Below are 19470 nucleotides of genomic sequence, written 5' to 3' on the forward strand. Positions count from 1 at the left end.
TTGGGTGGCCGACGGCGGCTTCAGTAAAGCGGTGAGCACGAGGCTCACCGCTATCGATGCAGCTACCGCTCGAGCGCGAGCGCGAGTGCGATTGTTGCGAATATCTCGCTGTTGAATACGGAAGCAGGGCTGCGTTCTCGCTTAGAAAAACTGCGAAGACGGGCTGCCGAAGTCGTCATTCGTCGCGAATTACGGCGTGACGCCGTTGACGATCCTGAGCTTTTGCACGCGATGGTCTTCCGACGTGTAGATGTTGCCCTTGAGGTCGAATTCCATTTGGTGATTGCGGTGGTACTCACCCGCCCAGGTTCCGTAATGGCCGAAGCGTGCGACCTCCGAGAGATCCGAGCGACGCAGAATGACGGTCTGAAAGTTTCCCGGATCGTTCATCACCATGAAAGTCTGCTTCTCGTCGGGCCAAAGACTGACGTTACCGACAGACCCGGAACCACGCGTCATCGGCTCGTAGACGTGCTCGGTTACGAAGGTGCCGTCCTTTTTGAAGACCTGCAGGCGATCATTGAGGCGGTCGCAGACGTATACGAGACCATCCTTGGCGATTCGAATGCAGTGAACGAGATTGAACTGCTTCGGAAGGGTCGGTCCGCCATCGTACCTGGGGATCTTGAGGTCGGTCGGCGGCTTTCCATAGGCGCCCCACTGCCGCTTGAACTCGCCCGTGTCGGCATCGAAGACGATGACGCGATGATTGCCGTATCCGTCGGCGATGAAGGCCTCATTGGTCGCGGGGTCGACATCGACGGCGGCGGCGCCGCTCAGCATCGTCGTGTCGAGACTTCCCTTGGAGGGCCCCTTGCCGCCGATCTGCAGCAGAAACTTCCCGTCCGGGCTGAATTTCAGGTAGAGGCCGTCCGGCGGGCTGCCGTCGGCGGCGACGCGCGTCTGGCTGCCACCGATCCAGATATTCCCTTTGTAGTCGACGTACAGCCCATGGCCCGCTGTCGGCCAGTCATAACCTTGAACCTTCGCGTCCTCCGGGCCGCCCCAGGCTCGCAGCACGTTTCCGGCTTCATCGAATTCGATGATCGCTGGAGCCGCCACGCAACACTTGCCAGTGGGCGGGTTCTGTGCCGCTCCAAGTGCGTACTTCGGCACCAGCTCCGGGCTGTGGTAGAGCCACAAATGGTTGTGAGCGTCGACATAAATGCCGTTAATGAGGCCTAGTGCCCAGTGGTTGGGCAATGGCAGTTTCGGCCAACTGGTGTCGAGCGCGTACTCCGGAACCTTGGGGGCGTCCGGCTCGGCGGCGTGGGTTGTACAGGCCAGTAGTGCCAGGGCGGTGCCCATGACCCACTTAGCAAATGAAAATCGCATGAGCTGAAATCTCCGAAAAAACATGGCGGATGAAAGCGCTCGCCAAAAGATCAAAAAGCGCGGAGCGGCGAACCGCCCCGCGACTTGGGGGACCACCACTTAGAACTTTGCGCGAAGGCCGATCGTGAAGGTGCGGCCGAGTACGTCGTACAGCTGTGCGTTGGATGACGGCATCGTGTAGTTGTAACCGCCCGGGTTCGGCGCGACGATCGGCGGGTCACGATCAAAAACGTTGCGAACGTTCACGAAGCTCTCGACATCGGCGTCTGTGAACGGCAGTGTGTAAGTCACTGACGCGTCCCAGAAGATCGAACTCGGGATGTGGTTGTCGCTGACGGTTACCTGCTTCGTTGTCGATGTCGGGCAATTCGTTGAGCACTCGATCCAGTCGTTGTCGTAGACGCCGGAGCTGATCCCGCGTGCCATGACAGAGCCGCGGAATGCGCTGACGGCGTAATTGATCGACGCGTTCCACTTCCAGCTCGGCGGGCCGTACGAGGTGTTCTGGCCTGCGGTGTCGTCGACGACGCCGTCAATGTTCGAAGCCATCTTCTGATAGTTCGTGGCCAGCGCACGGATTTGCACAACGCCGGGAATCGCCGCGATGATCGCGCTCGGCCGGAAGCGGTATGACGCTTCATAGTCGATGCCGCGAGCCTTGAGCGTCGTGTAGTTGAACGGAACACGGCGGACCACATCGATGCTTTGCGAGCCGTCGTCGGCGAAGTCGATGGCCGAGCAGAACGTCGTTTGCCCCTCGTAGCATCCGTCGATGATGTCTTGCGTCGCCGGCAGGCCGATCGCGTCGTCGATATCGATTCTCCAGTAATCGATCGACAGCGCAAAGCCCGGCAGGAAGCGCGGCGTCAACACTACGCCGCCGCCGAAGCTGTCCGCCTTTTCCGGGGTCAGCTCGGAGTTTCCGATGCGCGGCGAGGTGATGTACTCGGTTTCGTTGCTGCGCCACGGGTTTTCGATTGCCGGTGCGCCACCGCCGCCATTGCTGAACAGCTCTTCGAGGTTCGGTGCACGGATATCGCGCGACAGGGTGGTACGGAAGCGGACGTCGTCAACCGGTGTCCAGTTCAGGCCCAGCTTCCAGGTCTGAACGCTACCGGACGTGCTGTAGTCGGTCTCACGGAATGCGCCGCTGAGGTCAAGCGCCTTGAGGGCCGGGAGGTCTTTGGCGAGCGGAACGACCGCTTCCAGAAATGCTTCCTTGACGTTGTAGCTGCCTTTGCTGACCTGATAGCCGCCGACCCACCAGTCCTGAGTCGGCGACAGCTCATCGTTGCGGCCCTTGCCGATGGCTTCCATGCGCCATTCGACGCCGGTGGCGATCGATACATCTCCGGCCCAGGTCGCGAACGGCGTGCCGTTGACCGTAAAGGCGGCGACATCCTGCGTCATTTGCTGCTTTCGCCACATCGTCGTGCCGTTGCCGGTCACATAGTCGATGGCCCCCTGCGTGTTGACCCCGATGCCAAACGGGTTGTAGGGCTTGCAGCCGTTGGTCGGGTCGGTAAGCGTGGAGCGGCAGACCGCCGCACCTGTATCCGGATCAATGACGGAGTCGTACGCCAGGTCCAGGTACGGGTTGTAGTACATCCCCTTTGCGACACTTTTGAACTCCGAAATGTCGTGCTGGTAAGACGTACTCCAGGTCCAGGTGCCGCCGAACTTGCCCTGCGCGCCGACCAGCAGGCTGGCGACTTCTCGATCGTTTGTCGCGTCGACGATCGGAAGGTCGGTGTGCATGCTGCCGTAATGGAACGTGCTGACCCCTTGCGCGATCATCGCCTCACGAATGCTTTCTGGCAGGAAGGCATTGTCGACGCTGAGGGTGATGCTGCCGGTGTCTTCGAGCGAAAACGCATAGTTGTGGTTGCGATCGCGCGAGTACGAGGCTTGCGCGAAGATATTGACGTCTTCCGTCAGGTCCCAAGAGCCGCGTGCGAAGAAGCTGGCGGTCTTCGAGCCACCGAGCAGACTGCTGCCTGCGCGCGTGCCGCGAACTTGGGTCAACTTCCAATCGCCGCCATGCATGTCGGGGTCGGATACGAGGTCACCGTACTCGATCTGATAGGGCGAACCGCCAACGCCGAAGGCAGTGCCGCGAAACGCGGTATCGGTGATCACACCGCCGGCGAAGCCCGTGCTCGGCGCGACCTGATCAAGCAGCAAGCGACGCGGCTGACCGTTGGTTGCCGTGTAGTTCGGGTTGTTCATGAACTGCCAGCCCTTGAGGTTCCAGTCCCGGTCGTTGATCGGGATGGCGTCCTGGTTGCGGTAGTTCGCGTTGAACAGGAAATGGCCGCGACCCGCCCCGAAGGCAGTGCCATACGTCAGGCCGCCCATCCAGTTGTCGCCGTCGCCGTAGGTGGTGGAGCCGGTCTGTGCCGTCAGCTTGGTGCCCGTGAAGTCTTTGTCGAGGACGAAGTTGACGATACCGCTCAGGGCGTCTGAACCGTAGGCGGCCGAAGCGCCGCCGGTCACGACCTCGACGCTCTTCACCAAGTCCTGCGGAATGAGGTTGATGTCGACCAGGCCCGACATCGACGAAGCCACCGCGCGGCGGCCGTCGACCAGCACCAGCGTGCGGTTCGTGCCGAGTGCGCGCAGGTTCAAAGCGTTGATGTTGGAAGCACCGGAGCTGGCCGTGGTCACCGACGTTGCCGGCGTCGCGCTACCGGAGAGCTCGGGCATCGTGTTGATCGCGTCGGCGATATTCGGCGATGCGAATGACTGCAATTGCTCGGTGCCCATGACCGTCACGGGCGTCGGCGCGTTGTAGCCATCGCGGACAATACGGGTGCCGGTGACGACAACCTCTTCGATGCCGGCGCCACCCGCGGCGGCTTCGGTGTTCGCTGAGGGCGTATCCGATGGGCTCGCAACTTCCTGCGCATGCGCAAATTGCGCCGCGGCCAACGATACCAGACTCAGCACAAAGGCGGCCGACGATCCGTGCCGGCTGACCGGACTACATGTCGCACGCAAATCAGCGTTCCGTGCCCCCCCTGTCCGCTTCCTCGGGCTCAAATTGATCGAAACCATGAACTCCAACTCCCGTTGATAGTTGAGTGAGTGATGCATGCCAACTTCGATCAAAAGCCCATGCCCCATGGCTCCTGCCTGTATCCGCGAAGACAACGCGTTAAATTGATATAGACATATATGATCAAAAGTCTAGATAAATAAGGAGGCATTTTTCATGCCACGGGCGCTTGTCGTGCGGGGGCGCGGATTCGGGAGCTTCGACGATCGCCAAACGGAATCCCTGGGGAAGAAGGGTGATGGAAAATTATTTTTCTACATCAATAAATTGAGCTTGAAATAGACGCTGCGGGACGCGGGATGTCGTGCCGCCGATGTGTCGTGCGACATCGCACCATGAGTGAGCGAATCTATTTTGTATATATCTAAAATGGGGCGCAGCGCCGCGTATGACGTTCCCGGGCGGGGCATCACCCCGACGGGATTAGGCGGCGGCGCCGGCGCGCTCCTGACTCGCACTGGCCGCGCTGCGGCAGCTGGCCGTTCAGGCCGATGACGTCCGGTCGACCGTCAGACCGGATTTGAAAACAGCTCGATCCAGTAGATGGCGGCGCCGTCGTCGCCGGCGTTGGTCAGGGTGACGGTGTGCAGATGCGCATCGCTTGTCCATGCGCAATCGTGAGTCGTGACATGGATCGGGGCATCATCGTCGAGCATCAGCTCCACCTCACCGCCGATACAGAAGACGAGAAGATGCTTGGCTTGCGTCGTTCTGGTTCGGTGCCCGGCGAGTGTCATGTGTTGTACCGCATGCCGATAGCGACTGCGGTGCGCCATGATGTTGAGGTCGGTGACGGGGTCGTCGATGAGTCGCGCGTGTAATGGGCGGTCGGCGGGAAATGCAAAGGGAGCATCGCCGTGAGCCAGGCGCTGTACCCCACCGTCGGCACCGAAGTCGAGTTCAAGCCCGGCGCCAGCGATGATGCACAACGTCCGATCGATGTCGGGGAAGCTCGAGAACGGTCCATCTTGTGCCACGCGGGCCATACTGATGCGCCAGTCGAGCGTCTCGAGCGTGGCTTCCGGCGGAAATCGGATGATCTCAAGAGTCTCGCCGCCACCGTTCTTCCATGGCATGCGCAGATGGGTGGCCGCACGTTGCACCTTCATGCGGCCACCCCGGTCGATCCGCTTGAGTTCACTCCATGCTCGGCAGGTCGAGGCCACGCTCGCGGGCGCAGTCCATCGCGATTTCATAACCGGCATCGGCATGGCGCATGACGCCGGTGGCCGGATCGTTCCACAGCACGCGTGCGAGCCGAGCGTCGGCTTCGGCGCTTCCGTCGCAGACAATCACCATGCCCGCGTGCTGGGAGAAGCCCATGCCGACGCCGCCGCCATGATGCAACGAAACCCAGGTTGCGCCGGCTGCTGTGTTGAGTAGCGCATTCAGCAGCGGCCAATCGGACACCGCATCGGAGCCATCCTGCATCGATTCGGTCTCGCGGTTGGGCGACGAAACCGAACCCGAGTCGAGATGGTCCCGGCCGATGACGATCGGCGCTTTCAGTTCGCCGTTCGCCACCATCTGGTTGAACGCGCGGCCGAGGCGATCGCGATCACCGAGGCCGACCCAGCAGATGCGCGCCGGCAGGCCCTGGAAATGGATGCGCTCACGCGCCATGTCGAGCCAGTTGTGCAGGTGCGGATCGTCGGGGATCAGCTCCTTCACTTTCTGATCGGTCTTGTAGATGTCTTCCGGATCGCCGGACAGCGCGGCCCAACGGAACGGCCCGATACCTCGGCAGAACAGCGGGCGGATGTACGCGGGGACGAAGCCGGGGAACGCGAAGGCATCGGACACGCCGCGATCCTGAGCGACCTGACGGATGTTGTTGCCGTAGTCGAAGGTTGGAATGCCCTGTTTATGGAATTCGAGCATGGCTTTGACGTGTGTCGCCATCGAGTCCTTGGCTGCCTCGGCGACGCCCTTCGGGTCCGTCGTGCGGCGTGCTTCCCATTCTTCGATCGTCCAGCCCTGCGGCAGATAGCCGTTGACCGGATCGTGCGCAGAGGTTTGGTCGGTCACGGCATCCGGCTTTACGCCGCGCTTCAGCAGCTCTGGCAAGACGTCGGCCGCGTTGCCGCGCAACGCGACAGAGATCGCCTTGCCCGTCTGTTTCGCGTCGTCGAGGATGGCCAGCGCTTCGTCGATATCTTTCGCGCAAACGTCGACATAACCCGTACGCAGGCGGAAGTCGATGCTGGACTGTCGACATTCGACAGCCAGGCAGCTTGCACCGGCCATGGTTGCCGCGAGGGTTTGTGCGCCGCCCATGCCGCCGAGGCCGGCGGTGAGTATCCAGCGGCCCTTGAGGCTTCCGCCATAGTGGCGGCGCCCCATCTCAACGAAGGTCTCGTACGTGCCCTGCACGATGCCCTGCGATCCGATGTAGATCCAGGAGCCGGCCGTCATCTGGCCATACATCATCAGCCCTTTCTGGTCGAGTTCGCTGAAGTGTTCCCAGTTTGCCCAATGCGGCACGAGGTTGGAATTGGCGATCAGTACGCGTGGAGCATCGCGGTGTGTGCGAAACACGCCGACCGGCTTGCCGGACTGGACGAGCAGCGTCTCGTCGTCGCCGAGGCGCTTGAGCGTCGCGACGATGCGGTCAAAGCTCTCCCAATCGCGTGCGGCGCGACCGATCCCGCCGTACACCACCAGCTCCTCCGGGCGTTCGGCGACATCAGGGTCGAGATTGTTCATCAGCATGCGCAGCGGCGCTTCGGTGAGCCAGCTGCGAGCGTTCAGGGTCGAACCGCGCGGCGCACGGATGACGCGGGATTTGTCGAGTCGAAGCATGAGGAAACCTATTTTTGTCTACGGCGTAGGGCGAAGAGCGAATTGCAGGCAGCGATCGAGTACGGTGGCCAGGACCGCGCGTAGCGGCTCCGCAAACGTGGGCTCGTATGGGGGAGGCCAGTTGTCGGGCGTGACGGTTTCGAATTCGTGCATATAGCCTCGACAGCCGAGCTCCATCTGCACGGCGTGTACGCCCTCCGAAGGGCGGCCGAGTGAGCGCGTGATGTAGCCGCCCTTGAAGCGGCCATTGACGACGTGGCTGTACGACGAGGCGGCGCAGACGGCGGCGAGCGCGTCACTCAACTCCGAGGCGCACGCGCGGCCGTCATTGGTGCCGATGTTGAACTGCGGCAGAACGCCGGTGAACAGCCGCGGTATCTGTGATCGAATCGAGTGGCAGTCGTAGACCACGATGCACGAATGTCGGGCGCGTAGGCGCGCGATCTCACTTTGTAGCGTCGCGTGGTACGGCTCGTAATATGCTGTGCGGCGGATGTCGATCTCGGCGGCATCGGGCGATGCGCCATCGAGGTACAGCGGCTCACCGTCGAAGCTGGTCGTCGGGCACAGCTCGGTGGTCGCCATCCCGGGATAGAGCGATTGACCGGACGGATCGCGGTTCACGTCAATGACGCTCCGCGACACCGTGGTGCGCACGATTGTTGCGTCGAGCCCGGCCGCGAACCCGTAGAGGTGCTCGAGCCACCAATCGGCGTCGCGACGCGCGAGCCACGAAGATGCGAACCGGCTTTCCAGCCCCCGCAGGTCGGTGCCTGCGTGCGGGATGCTGAGTAGTAACGGGGCGTCACCTCGCCGCAGCGACAACCAGTCGGGGCTGTCGGTCATGCCGGCTCGGTCCGTAAGACCTGCGGAAGTGCCATGTCGACTGCGTCGACAACGGCACCGGCGCGGACCAGCTTGATCGCGGCATCCATATCAGGGTGCATGTACCGATCGTCTTCGAGGGTGGGCACGTGATCGCGCAGCGTCGCGCGAACGGCTTCGAGTGGCGTGCTGGACTTCAACGGCGCGCGGAAGTCACAACCCTGTGCTGCCATCAGCAATTCGATTGCGACCACCGCGGTGGCGTTTTCGATCATGGGCAGCACGCGGCGCGCGCCATGTGCGGCCATCGAGACGTGATCTTCCTGATTGGCCGAAGTCGGGATCGAGTCGACGCTGGCGGGATACGCGCGCTGCTTGTTCTCGGAAACCAGCGCAGCGGCGGTGACCTGCGGAATCATGAAGCCGGAGTTCAGGCCCGGACGCGGCGTGAGGAACGCGGGCAGGCTCGACAACGCCGGATCGATCAGCATCGCGATGCGACGTTCCGCAAGAGAACCGATTTCGCAGACCGCCATCGCGATCATGTCGGCCGCGAACGCGACCGGTTCGGCGTGGAAATTGCCGCCGGACAGGGCTTCGTCGTTGTCGGCGAAGATCAGCGGATTGTCCGATACGCCGTTCGCTTCGGTGGCGAGGAATGCAGCCGCTTTGCGCAACAGATCGAGGCAGGCCCCCATCACCTGTGGCTGACAGCGCAAGCAATACGGATCCTGCACGCGATCGTCGTCGGTCAAGTGCGATGCGCGCAGCGGGCTCCCGGACATCAGTTCGCGCAGCGCGGCGGCCGCCTCGATCTGCCCTTGATGGCGGCGGACGGCGTGTATGCGCGGATCGAACGGGGCGTCAGTGCCGCGAACCGCGTCGGTTGTCAGTGCGCCGGTGACAAGCGCCGACTGGAAAAGCACTTCAGCCTCGAAGAGTGCGGCCAGGCAGGCCGCTGTCGAGAATTGTGTGCCATTGAGCAGCGCCAGGCCTTCCTTCGGCCCCAGCTTCAGCGGCCGCAGCCCGGCAAGTGCGAGGCCGTCGGTCGCCGTCATGCGCCCGGTCGGTGTATCGACTTCGCCGACGCCAATCATGGCTGCCGACATATGCGCGAGTGGCGCAAGATCGCCCGACGCGCCGACCGAGCCCTGCGACGGCACAACGGGAATGACGCCGGAGGTCAGCATGGCCTCGAGAAAGTCCAGCGTCATTGGCTGTACGCCTGACACGCCCTGGCCAAGGCTCGAGAGCTTGAGCGACATCATCAGCCGCACGATATGTGTCGGTAGCGCCTCGCCGGTGCCGGCTGCGTGCGAGAGAACGATATTTCGTTGAAGGCGTTCGAGGTCGGCGTCTTCGATGCGGACCGTGGCGAGCTTGCCGAAGCCTGTGTTGATCCCGTAGACCGGCGCGCCCTTCGCCAGGATGCGCGAAATCGCCAGAGCGCCGCGTTCGGCTGCTTCGCGGCATGAGCTATCGAGTCGCGGCATGGCGCCGCGGTAGATGGCCCGCCAATCGTCCAGTGTCGTCGCGCCGGGCTTGAGTGCAATCGTAATCATCGACCTCTCCAAATTCGGGAGTGCAGCGGGTTGAAGCCGATTCGATAAACGAGCTCCGCAGGGCTCTCGATGTTCCAGATCGAAAAGTCGGCAAACTTTCCTGGCTCCAAGACACCCACGTCCTGCTCGAGGCCCAACGCGCGTGCACCATTGCGCGTTGCGCCACGAAGGCATTCGTCCACGGTCAGGCGGAACTGTGTTGCGGCCATGTTCATGGCCAACAGCAGGGACGTCAGGGGGGAGGTGCCAGGGTTCGAGTCGGTCGCCACGGCGATGGGAACTTCGTATCGGCGTAAAAGGTCGACCGGGGGCGATGTCTTTTCTCTTAGAAAGTAGAACGCCCCCGGCAGCAGGACGGCCACCGTGCCCGCGGCCGCGAGCGCGGCGGCGCCGGCTTCGTCCGTATGCTCGAGGTGATCGGCCGACAATGCGCGGTAGCGCGCCGCGAGACCGGCCCCACCGAGGTTGGACAACTGATCGGCGTGCAGCCGGACGCGAATGCCGCGTGCGGTGGCCGCGTCGAATATCCGTTCGATCTGGGTCGGGGAAAACGCGATGCTCTCGCAGAATCCGTCGACAGAATCAACGAGCCCTTCTTCGGCGAGCGCCGGCAACATTTCCTTGATCAGGCGGTCGACGTAAGTGTCGGGTTGTCCTCGCAGTTCCGGCGGCACCGCGTGTGCGCCGAGAAAGCTGGTGTGGATATGCACGGGCCGGATGCGTGAGAGCATGCGCGCGGCGGTCAGCAGGCGGCGCTCGGTGTCGAGATCGAGGCCGTAGCCGGATTTGATCTCGAGTGTTGTGACCCCCTCGGCGATCAAGGCGTCCAGGCGTGGCAGTGATTGTTCAACGAGCTGATCGACGCTTGCGCTGCGTGTGGCGCGCAACGTCGAGAGGATGCCGCCGCCACTCGAGGCAATCTGCTCATAGCTCGCGCCGCGCAGGCGCATCTCGAACTCCGCTGCACGGTTTCCGGCGTAAACGAGATGGGTGTGACAGTCGACGAAGCCCGGTGTGATCCAGCGCGCGCCACAATCGATCACTTCGCGCTGCTGTGTCGTCGCGGGTGGAACGTCTCGCTCGGGACCGGCAAACGCGATGCGGTCGCCGCGCACGAGAAGGGCGCCGTCGGCGACTTCGCCGATGCCATCGGCCTCAAGCGTCATGCAGGCGAGTCGCGCATTGCGCCACAGGCGTTCTGGAGCGGCTGACTTGTTGGGAGCCTCGACGGGCATCTGCGGAGTCCGGGTGGAGATGTGTTCCGTGACCGTCTTAATGTATAGTCATATAAATTCGAATTGCAAGCGCTTCGCTTGCATTGAGTGGGAGCGAGTGTGAATGGCCGTGTTGTTTGCAGAGCAATTGCTGACGGTTGATGGCTGGGTCCAATCGGCGCGCCTGCATTTGCTTGATGGGCGTATCGCGAAGCTGGAGACATCCGTTGCTGCTCAAGCTGGCGACGAACGTCACGCGATGATTGTTCCGGCGCTGTCGAATCTGCACAGTCATGCGTTTCAGCGGGGAATGGCGGGCTTGGCCGAGGTGCGCGGTTCGGCGAGCGACAATTTTTGGAGCTGGCGCGAGACGATGTATCGCTTCGCGCTGCGTATGTCACCGGATCAGCTTGAAGCGGTCGCCGCACAGGCCTACGTCGAGATGTTGGAGGCCGGATATTGCCGCGTCGGCGAATTCCATTATCTGCATCACGATGTCGACGCGCGGCCGTACGCAGATATCGCCGAAATGGCTGGCCGCATCGTGGCTGCTGCGGCGCACACCGGCATCGCCTTGACCTTGTTGCCGGTGTTCTATGCCCACTCGTCGTTTGGTGCGCAGCCGCCGAACGAACGGCAGTGCCGCTTCATTTCGGATCTCGACAGCTATGCGCGGCTGAGTGACCGCTGTCGGCAACTGGTGGCGAAGCTGCCGTCCGGTATTGTTGGCGTGGCACCACACAGTTTGCGCGCCGTCAATCCTCAGGAACTCACCGAAGTGGCGCGGCTTCTGCCCGAAGCGCCTGTGCACATCCATATCGCCGAACAGCTGGGTGAAGTTCGCGACTGCATCGCGTGGTCCGGCGCACGGCCGGTGCGCTGGCTGCTCGATCACGCTCCGGTCGACGCGCGCTGGTGCTTGGTACACGCGACGCATGTCGATGCCGACGAAGTGAGTGGCATTGCCGGAAGTGGTGCGGTCGTTGGCCTGTGCCCGCTCACTGAAGCGAATCTCGGTGACGGAATCTTCCCTGTTGCGGAATACTTGAAAGCTGGTGGGCGCTTCGGAGTCGGTACCGACTCGAACGTGTGCATCAGTGTCAGCGGCGAGCTGTCTCTTCTCGAGTACTCACAGCGACTTTCACGTAAAGTCCGTAATGTGGTGAAACGGGGGGCGCAGTCGACTGGGGCGGCTTTGTTCTCGTACGCGCTGGACGGTGGAAGGCGGGCATTGGCGGACGCGCGCTTCGGCATCGCAGAAGGGGCGGATGCCGACCTCGTCAGTCTGACGGTCAGTGTCCCGGCGACGATCGGGCGGAGTGGCGACGCGGTGCTGGATTCTTGGATTTTTGCAAGTGCCGGCGGTGTCGTCGATTGCCTGTGGGTGAACGGCATCAAGCAAGTTGAAAATGGCCGCCACCGGCAGCGTGAACGTGTGCAAACCGCTTACAAAAAAGCAATAACGGAGCTGTGCGCTTGAAGGAAATTCGTGAGCAAGTGAAAAAGACCAAGTCGGCAAAGGCGGATCGCGAAATACAGGGCGGGGGGACGTCGCTGCATCAACGCATCCTGTCGGACATCCAGGCCAACATCATGTCTGGGCGCTGGCAGCCTGAGCAGCGGATTCCGGTCGAGCACGAGTTGATGCTGCAGTACCGCTGCTCTCGAATGACGGTCAACAAAGTTCTCACACAGCTCGCGAGAGAAGGGATCATCGAGCGCCGACGTAAGGTCGGCAGCTTCGTCAAGCGGCCGCACTCGACATCCGCTGTCCTGTCGATCGCCGACATCAAAGCCGAAGTCGAGGCGCTGAAGCAGCCCTATCGCTTTGAAATCCTCGCGCGGCAGAAGCGGCGTGCGACGCGCGCTGACCGCACGTTGATGGGCACGGAAGAGTCGATGTCGGTCCTCGAACTCATCTGTCGCCACTTTGCGGGCAACTTGCCGTTCTGCGATGAGCATCGCTTGATCAATCTGCATGCCGTGCCGACGGTCGCCAGCGTCGACTTCGCTGACATCTCCCCCGGCGCATGGTTGCTGCGCCAGGTTCCGTGGGCGGTTGCCGAGCATCGCATCCGTGCGTCCGGCGCGGCTGCAGATGTGGCGGCACGTCTCAAGGTAAAGGCCGGCAGTCCGTGTCTGGTCGTCGAGCGGACGACGCGCAGTATGAGCGCCGTCCCGATCACCTTCGTGCGCCTGAGCTATCCAGGCACCCTCCACGAGCTCGTTGCCAGCTTCAAGGCCATCTGAGTGCCGCGCTGACTGGGCGCTAAGCGTCTGTATCCGCGGTGAGTGGCGTTGTGCTGTCAATGCAGGTTCGCTGCTGAGCGCGCCCAGCCGCGATCAGGGCGTGACGCAGGTCTGCGCACGGGCGACGGTCAAGTGCATTGCGTTCCCACGCCAGAAAATACGGCTCGTTCAAATCAATGCGGCGATCGATCGGCACGGTCAGCCGGCCCTGCCGGACGTGATCGGCGATGATCGATACCGGGCCGAGCACGAAGCCCGCACCGCCGATCGCTGCGTCGATCGCGGTGCCGGCCGGCGAGACTACGAGACGGCTCTCCTGTCTCGGCGGCGGCAGGCCACATGACCACGCCCAATCGGACCAGGATGGTGGCGCGCGGTGCCACTTGTCGCCGTCAATCTCGATCAGCGGCCCTGCCAAGATGTCGACTTCGTTGCGCACGGTGAGGCCGCGGAGCAGCTTTGGGGCGCACGCGGGCACGATGGTGTCTCGGAACAGCTCGGAAAAGCGGTCATGCCGCCGCGCATTGGTGCCGTAGCAAAGGCGAAAGTCGATGCCCTCATCCAAGAGTGACGGTTCACTGTCGGCGCCGATCACGCGCAGGCTGACCGTCGGATTTTCCAGGCTCCACTCCAGCAGTGTGCGCTGCAGCCAGCTTGCCAGCGAGGGCGGGGTGCTGATGACGACGCCCTGTTTGGTCCGTGCCACCTGCAGGCGATGCTGTGCGCGCCGTAGCTGATCGAAGGCGGCCCTGACCTGTTCGTAGTAAACACGCCCCCATGAAGTCAGCGTCAGCGAGCGGCCATCGCGCTTCATCAGTCTGACGTTGAGTTCACGTTCGATCTTTCGTAGCTGCTGACTGACGGCGCCGGATGAGACGCCGAGTTCATCGGCTGCTGCTGCGACGCTGCCGCGCCGCACTATGGCTTCGAAGGCCTGAATGGCGCGCACGGGGGGGAGCGCGTTGTCGCCGCCGTCCGGTATCTCGTGCGATTGATCAGGCATGGTGCGCGAAGTGCTAGGTCATGGCGCAAACCGGGCGTCGTTGCATTATTTTTGCGCAGCGCCGTCGTTTGATGAATTTAATGTACAGTCAAATACGACAGTTTGTATAGACGTAATTGGGCGCGAATCTTGCTGTAAGCACCCCGGAGCGGATCGCGCTCGGTTCGGGGGTCGTCATGTTTTCGGTGAAGTTCGCGCGCCGGATTGCGGTTGGGCTTGCACTTCTGCTGCCGCTCGGTGCGGCGCACGGAGAGACGGAGTTCGAGCGTGGCGAATACTTGGTGCGCGCGGCCAATTGCGTAAGCTGCCACACAGCGCCGGGTGGCGCTGTGCTTGCGGGGGGCGTGGCATTTCCAACCGACTTCGGCACGATCTACTCGACCAATATCACGCCCGATAAGAAGACGGGTATCGGCAACTGGTCATTCGAGCAGTTCGAGGCTGCGATGCGTCACGGCATCCGTCCAGACGGAGAGCCGCTATACCCGGCCTTCCCTTACACGAATTTCACTAAGATCACCGACGCGGATCTGCACGCGCTTTACGTGTTCTTCATGAACCTCAAGCCGGTCGTCGCTCCGGCGAAGCAGAACGAGCTGTCGTTTCCTTTCAGCCAGCGCAAGCTGATGGTCATCTGGAATGCGCTCTTTTTCGACGAGGGGACGTTCGTCTCGGACCCGACGCGGTCGACGGAGTGGAATCGCGGTGCATACCTGGTGGAGGCGCTCGCGCACTGCAGCGCCTGCCACTCGCCGCGCAACCTGCTCGGTGCCGAGAAGAGGGGCTCGCTCTATACCGGCGGGTCTTTCTTCGATCTTGACGAGGATCGCGGACGCGTCGCCCGGGGGGCGCCGAACCTCACGAGATCGCCCCATGGCCTTGGTGCGTGGTCGCAGGCGGATATTGCCTCGTACCTGAAGTCTGGGATCAGCGCGCATGCGCGATTGATGGGCACGATGAACGAGGTCGTGCTGAATAGCACGCGCTACCTGACAAAAGCGGACACCCAGGCGATGGCGGTCTACCTGAAGAGCCTGTCACCGGCCGGCGCCGTACCCAGCAAGCCCAGTGAGAAGGTCATGGCACTGGGCGCCAAGCAATACGACATCAATTGTGGCACCTGCCATCTGCCGACTGGCCTGGGTTCCGCTGATACCGCGCCGCCGTTGGCCGGGAGTGCGTTTGCGCAGGCGCCGGAGCCGTGGTCGCTGATCGACCTGGTGATCAATGGCCCGCGGACACCGCCGGAAGCGCCATCGCTCGAATGGCAGCGTCCGTGGCAATCGATGAAGCCGTTCCGGCAGAAGCTCAGCGATGAGCAGGCGGCGGCGCTGCTGACGTTCGTACGCAACTCCTGGGGCAACTCGGCCCCAGCTGTCGAGCCGGAGGACATCGATCGCATGCGGTGAGTGGCGGTTGCTCTGAGCTGAGCTGCGTTTAGCTCCGCTAAATCGTAACGATCCAGGTCTCATTGATTAGTCGCTGCCGAACACAAGAAGCTCTAAGGACGGATAACCATGCTTGCGCCATACGTGATGTCGAAACCGAAGCCCTTTCAATCCAATGCCACGGCGCGCCGCTCGCAGGCGCGTGCGTGGACGTTCGGGGGTTGATGATGGATCTACTGGTTATCGCGCTGTACATGCTGGGCATGATCGGCATCGGCTGGTACGCCAAGCTCCGGGCGAAAACGCAGGCGGAATTCCTCGTGGCGGGCCGCCGTCTCGGCCCGTTCTTTTATGCCGGAACGCTCGCCGCCCTGGTCATGGGGGGCGGCGCGACGCTCGGCGGCATCGGCCTTGGCTACCAGCACGGTCTGTCGGGCGTCTGGCTGGTGTTTTCGATGTCGGCCGGCGTCGGTGCGATCAGCCTGCTGCTGGCGCCGCTGATCAATCGCCTGCGCGTCTACACCGTCAGTCAGATGCTCGAATTGCGCTACGGCGAAATGGGGACCCGGGTTTCCGGCATCGTCATGCTCGCCTACACGTTGATGATCTCGGTGACTTCGACGATTGCGTATGGCGTGATCTTCTCGGTGCTGTTCGACATCGGCAAGGTCCCGGCGATCCTGCTCGGTAGCAGTGTGGTGATCACCTACGCGGTACTCGGCGGCATGTGGTCGATCACGCTGACGGACATGGTGCAGTTCGTTCTCAAGACCATCAGCATCTTCCTTGTGCTGTTGCCGGCGGCGCTGATCAAGGCCGGCGGGTTTGAAGGGTTGCACGAGAAGCTTCCAGCCGAGGCGTTCGAGTGGACGGCGATCGGTCCGGGCAGCATCTTTACCTACGTGATCCTGTATGTGCCGACGATGGTGATCGGCCAGGACCTGTGGCAGCGCGTGTTCACCGCCCGAAACGACGGCGTCGCGAGATGGGCAGGCCTCGCTGCGGCGGGCTACGGCTTCGCGTATGGCATCGCCGGCGCGCTGATCGGCATGTCGGCGAAAGTGCTGTTGCCTGACCTCGTAGGCCGTGACGCGGTGTACACGGAGATCGTCCGTCATGTGTTGCCGGTCGGCGTAGCCGGAATCGTCGTCGCCGGGGCGCTGTCGGCGATCATGTCGACGTCGAGCGGCTGCTTGATTGCGACCGCAACCGTGGCCGCAGAAGATGTTCGTGGTCGTCGCCGCGGCAGCGGCACGCAGGATGAGATCGCGCACACCCGGCGCTATATCGTGTTCTTCGGCATCGTCATGGCGACGATTGCCTGCTTGTTGCAGGATGTCATTGCCGGCCTGACGATCGCGTCCGACATCCTCGTCGGCGGCCTGATGGTCGCGGTGCTTGGCGGCATGCTGTGGCGGCGGGCGACGGCGCGTGGTGCCATCGCCAGTATCGTTGCCGGAATCGCGGGCACGATCGGCACGATGATCGTGATGCGGGACATCTACGCCAATCTGCCGATCTACATCGGTTTAGGGGCGAGTCTGGCGTTCTTCATCGTCTTCAGCCTGCGCGACCAGCCGACCCCGGCGGCGGTACTCGCGCGCTGGGATGAGCGTGTGCGTGTTCGGTCGCGGACGGCGCCATCGTCGGCTGGCAATGCCGTGCTCTCGGATGCCGAAGCGTCGGTCGGCGGTGTGCGACCTTGAATCACTTGGCCGCCATCGCGATGTTTGCCGCAGCAATGCCGCTAGTTGTCTTTGCTGCGCCGGCGCCGAGCATCGATGCCTGTGCGCTGCTCGATGCGGCGCAGATCGGCAAGGTCATAGGCCTGCCGGTCAGTGCTGGTAGCCGCCACGATGCCGGCATCGAAAATAATGGTGCGTGGTCGTCGTCGTGCGTATGGAAGCTGTCCGCCGGTGCAGACAGCACGCGCCGAGGCTTCGTGATTCTCAACGCCATGCAGTGGCCGGTCGGCAGCGGACGCGCACATGAATTCCTCGATTCGTTTCGTGACGCCGCCGCCCAGGGCGTGCTGTCTGCAACGCCGAGTCCACGCGCGATCGGTGACGAAGCGCTTTGGTGGGGCGACGGTCTCGCGGTGCGTCGAGGTGACGTCAGCTTCGGCATCTCGGTCCACGTCTCGAACCCCTCCATGAACACGCCCGGGGCCGCTGAGCAGCGCTTGGCGCCCTTGATCCTGAGAACGCTCGACCGCCGTCAGGCGCTGTCGTCCGGTTCGTCAAAACCCACGAGGTCCTGAACAAGATGCTGCAGAAATGGTTGGGAGGCAGTCCGAAGTCACGGAGAACGTGGTGGATGACTGGTGGCGCGGCACTCGCAGTGACCTTGCTTGTGGCGACGGCTGTCGGTGCGCTGCACGGTAGTGGCGAGCCGAAGTCGAAAGGCACGCCGATGAGCATGCGGCTGCTGACGCAGGATCAATATCTGAACACGATGGCCTACGTGTTCGGTGCCAACGTGCAGCCGACGACGCGCTTTGCGGCGCTGCCGAGGACCGATGGTCTGCTCGCGAGCGGCGCGTCGATTGCCGGCCTCACGGATGCACAACTCGAGACTTATCAGAAAACAGCGAGCAAGGTCGCTTCGCAGGTGATGAGCGAGGACAGCCGCAAGTACCTCGTGCCGTGCGAGCCCGCAGCGGCCGACGCCGCGGACGCGGTTTGCGCCAAGGCATTTTTCGAGCAGGTCGCGCCATTGCTGTACCGCCGCACGCTGTCCGACGATCAGATCGCCGCATTTGTCGGCGCCGCCGGCGCCGCTGCCGCATCGCTGCACGACTTCTACCAGGGACTTGGCGTCGTGCTCGAAGGCATCTTGATCAGCCCAAACGTGCTGTTGGTGGCCGAGGTCGGCGAGCCCGATCCGGAGCACCCGGGCCAGCTGCGCCTCGATCGCTGGTCGCTGGCGACGCGCTTGAGCCTTTTCCTGTGGAATGCTGCGCCCGACGCTGAGCTGCTGAACGCCGCGCAGAGCGGTGCGCTGGAAACCGACGAGGGGCTCGCCGAACAGGTCGATCGTATGCTCGCCAGTCCGCGCCTCGAAACCGGCGTTCGTGCGTTGTTCGACGACATGTTTGCGTTTGAGGATTTCAGCCGTCTGGCGAAGGACAACACGATCTATCCCAACTTCACCGGCGAGACCGCGGTGGATGCGCGTGAGCAGACCTTGCGCACGGTGGTTGACCATCTGATCACGCATCGTGGCGACTATCGTGATCTGTTCACAACGCGCAAAACCTTCATGTCGCCATCGCTCGCGCCGATCTACAAGGTTGCGGCGCAGGGGCCAGGCTGGACGCCGTACGAATTCCCGGCGGACGATCCGCACGCCGGACTGCTGACGCAGGTCAGCTTCGAGGCGCTGCACTCACATCCGGGTCGCAGTTCGGCGACCTTGCGCGGTAAGGCGCTGCGCGAAGTGATGCTGTGCCAGACCGTACCGCGCCCGCCAGCGAACGTCGATTTCTCGAAGGTACAGAACCCGGACGGCTCCGTGAAGACGGCGCGCGAGCGCATTGCCTTCCATCTGCAGAACGCTTCGTGCGCCGGATGCCATCGCATCATGGATCCGATGGGGCTGTCGATGGAGGCTTTCGATGGATCCGGAACGTTCCGGCACGAGGAAAATGGTGTCGAGATTGATACCAGCGGCAATCTCGACGGCGTGGAATTCAAGGACATCGTCGGCCTTGGCAAAGCGTTGCATGACAACCCGCAAGTGCCGTGGTGTGCCGTGCGCCGCACGTTCGCGTACGGCACCGGCACCGCCGCTGACAGTAACGATCGCCGCGTGCTCGAACATCTCTCGGCTGAATTTGCGGACCAGGGTTATGTATTCCCGGACTTGTTGCGTGATGTCGCGCTCAGCCGCGCCTTCCGCCAAGTTTACGAGCCGAAGCTACGCAAGACCTATCCGCTGCCTGACCTTAAGTCGGCAGAACGGACGCAGCAACGCGCGGCGGCCGACGCGCTGACCGTATCCGCCAACCCGTGACCCCGAGATCGATGAGGGT

At 62.8% G+C, this 19470-nt stretch carries 14 protein-coding genes; 6 read left to right on the plus strand and 8 right to left on the minus strand.

The features are described 5' to 3' along the window. Nucleotides 1-189 precede the first annotated feature (189 nt). The 7 genes from G7Y82_RS08250 to hutI form a co-directional block, all read right to left on the minus strand. Nucleotides 190-1308 (minus strand): NHL repeat-containing protein, encoded by a 1119-nt coding sequence (locus tag G7Y82_RS08250; protein WP_168147538.1) that lies wholly within the window; start codon nt 1306-1308, stop codon nt 190-192. A gap of 126 nt (nt 1309-1434) precedes the next feature. Continuing rightward, on the minus strand, nt 1435-4284 hold the full coding sequence (locus G7Y82_RS08255; RefSeq protein ID WP_366515637.1) for a TonB-dependent receptor plug domain-containing protein: 2850 nt from the start codon (nt 4282-4284) through the stop codon (nt 1435-1437). Between the two features lie 618 nt (nt 4285-4902). Beyond that, nucleotides 4903-5502, minus strand: a complete 600-nt coding sequence (locus tag G7Y82_RS08260; protein WP_168147539.1) for a HutD/Ves family protein — start codon at nt 5500-5502, stop codon at nt 4903-4905. 28 nt (nt 5503-5530) lie between these two features. After that, nucleotides 5531-7195 (minus strand): urocanate hydratase, encoded by a 1665-nt coding sequence (gene hutU, locus G7Y82_RS08265; RefSeq protein ID WP_168147540.1) that lies wholly within the window; start codon nt 7193-7195, stop codon nt 5531-5533. Nucleotides 7196-7213: 18 nt separating this feature from the next. After that, nucleotides 7214-8041 carry an N-formylglutamate deformylase gene (gene hutG, locus G7Y82_RS08270; RefSeq protein ID WP_168147541.1) on the minus strand — a complete coding sequence of 276 codons (828 nt, stop codon included), beginning with the start codon at nt 8039-8041 and terminating at the stop codon, nt 7214-7216. Further along, the gene (gene hutH / locus G7Y82_RS08275; RefSeq protein WP_168147604.1) at nt 8038-9582 is read right to left on the minus strand and encodes a histidine ammonia-lyase; all 1545 of its coding nucleotides are present in this window, start codon (nt 9580-9582) and stop codon (nt 8038-8040) included. The genes hutG and hutH overlap by 4 nt, the downstream gene beginning before the upstream one ends. After that, nucleotides 9579-10817, minus strand: a complete 1239-nt coding sequence (gene hutI, locus G7Y82_RS08280) for an imidazolonepropionase (RefSeq protein WP_168147542.1) — start codon at nt 10815-10817, stop codon at nt 9579-9581. The genes hutH and hutI overlap by 4 nt, the downstream gene beginning before the upstream one ends. 103 nt (nt 10818-10920) lie before the next feature. On the opposite strand from hutI, the gene G7Y82_RS08285 reads away from it, so the two are divergent. Continuing rightward, complete coding sequence (locus G7Y82_RS08285) at nt 10921-12276, plus strand: formimidoylglutamate deiminase (protein WP_168147543.1); 1356 nt, start codon at nt 10921-10923, stop codon at nt 12274-12276. Further along, a complete protein-coding gene (gene hutC, locus G7Y82_RS08290; RefSeq protein ID WP_240954141.1) occupies nt 12273-13046 on the plus strand; it encodes a histidine utilization transcriptional repressor HutC in 774 nt (257 codons plus the stop codon). Before G7Y82_RS08285 ends, hutC begins: the two co-directional genes overlap by 4 nt. 19 nt (nt 13047-13065) lie before the next feature. Here the strand turns inward: hutC and G7Y82_RS08295 are convergent, their stop codons facing one another. Beyond that, nucleotides 13066-14049 carry a LysR family transcriptional regulator gene (locus G7Y82_RS08295; protein ID WP_168147544.1) on the minus strand — a complete coding sequence of 328 codons (984 nt, stop codon included), beginning with the start codon at nt 14047-14049 and terminating at the stop codon, nt 13066-13068. Between the two features lie 176 nt (nt 14050-14225). Here G7Y82_RS08295 and G7Y82_RS08300 point away from each other — a divergent pair, with 176 nt between their 5' ends. The 4 genes from G7Y82_RS08300 to G7Y82_RS08315 all read left to right on the plus strand — a co-directional run bounded on the left by G7Y82_RS08300 (nt 14226) and on the right by G7Y82_RS08315 (nt 19451). Then, nucleotides 14226-15458 (plus strand): c-type cytochrome, encoded by a 1233-nt coding sequence (locus tag G7Y82_RS08300; RefSeq protein WP_168147545.1) that lies wholly within the window; start codon nt 14226-14228, stop codon nt 15456-15458. A 206-nt stretch (nt 15459-15664) separates the two neighbouring features. Next, on the plus strand, nt 15665-17143 hold the full coding sequence (locus tag G7Y82_RS08305; RefSeq protein WP_168147606.1) for a sodium:solute symporter family protein: 1479 nt from the start codon (nt 15665-15667) through the stop codon (nt 17141-17143). Beyond that, nucleotides 17140-17697 (plus strand): hypothetical protein, encoded by a 558-nt coding sequence (locus G7Y82_RS08310; RefSeq protein ID WP_240954143.1) that lies wholly within the window; start codon nt 17140-17142, stop codon nt 17695-17697. The genes G7Y82_RS08305 and G7Y82_RS08310 overlap by 4 nt, the downstream gene beginning before the upstream one ends. Before the next feature lie 80 nt (nt 17698-17777). Next, nucleotides 17778-19451: a DUF1592 domain-containing protein gene (locus G7Y82_RS08315; RefSeq protein WP_366515638.1), complete on the plus strand. Its 1674-nt coding sequence runs from the start codon at nt 17778-17780 to the stop codon at nt 19449-19451. Nucleotides 19452-19470: the final 19 nt, after the last annotated feature.

Source organism: Solimonas marina, assembly GCF_012241385.1.
GTDB classification, from domain to species: Bacteria; Pseudomonadota; Gammaproteobacteria; order Nevskiales; family Nevskiaceae; genus Solimonas; species Solimonas marina.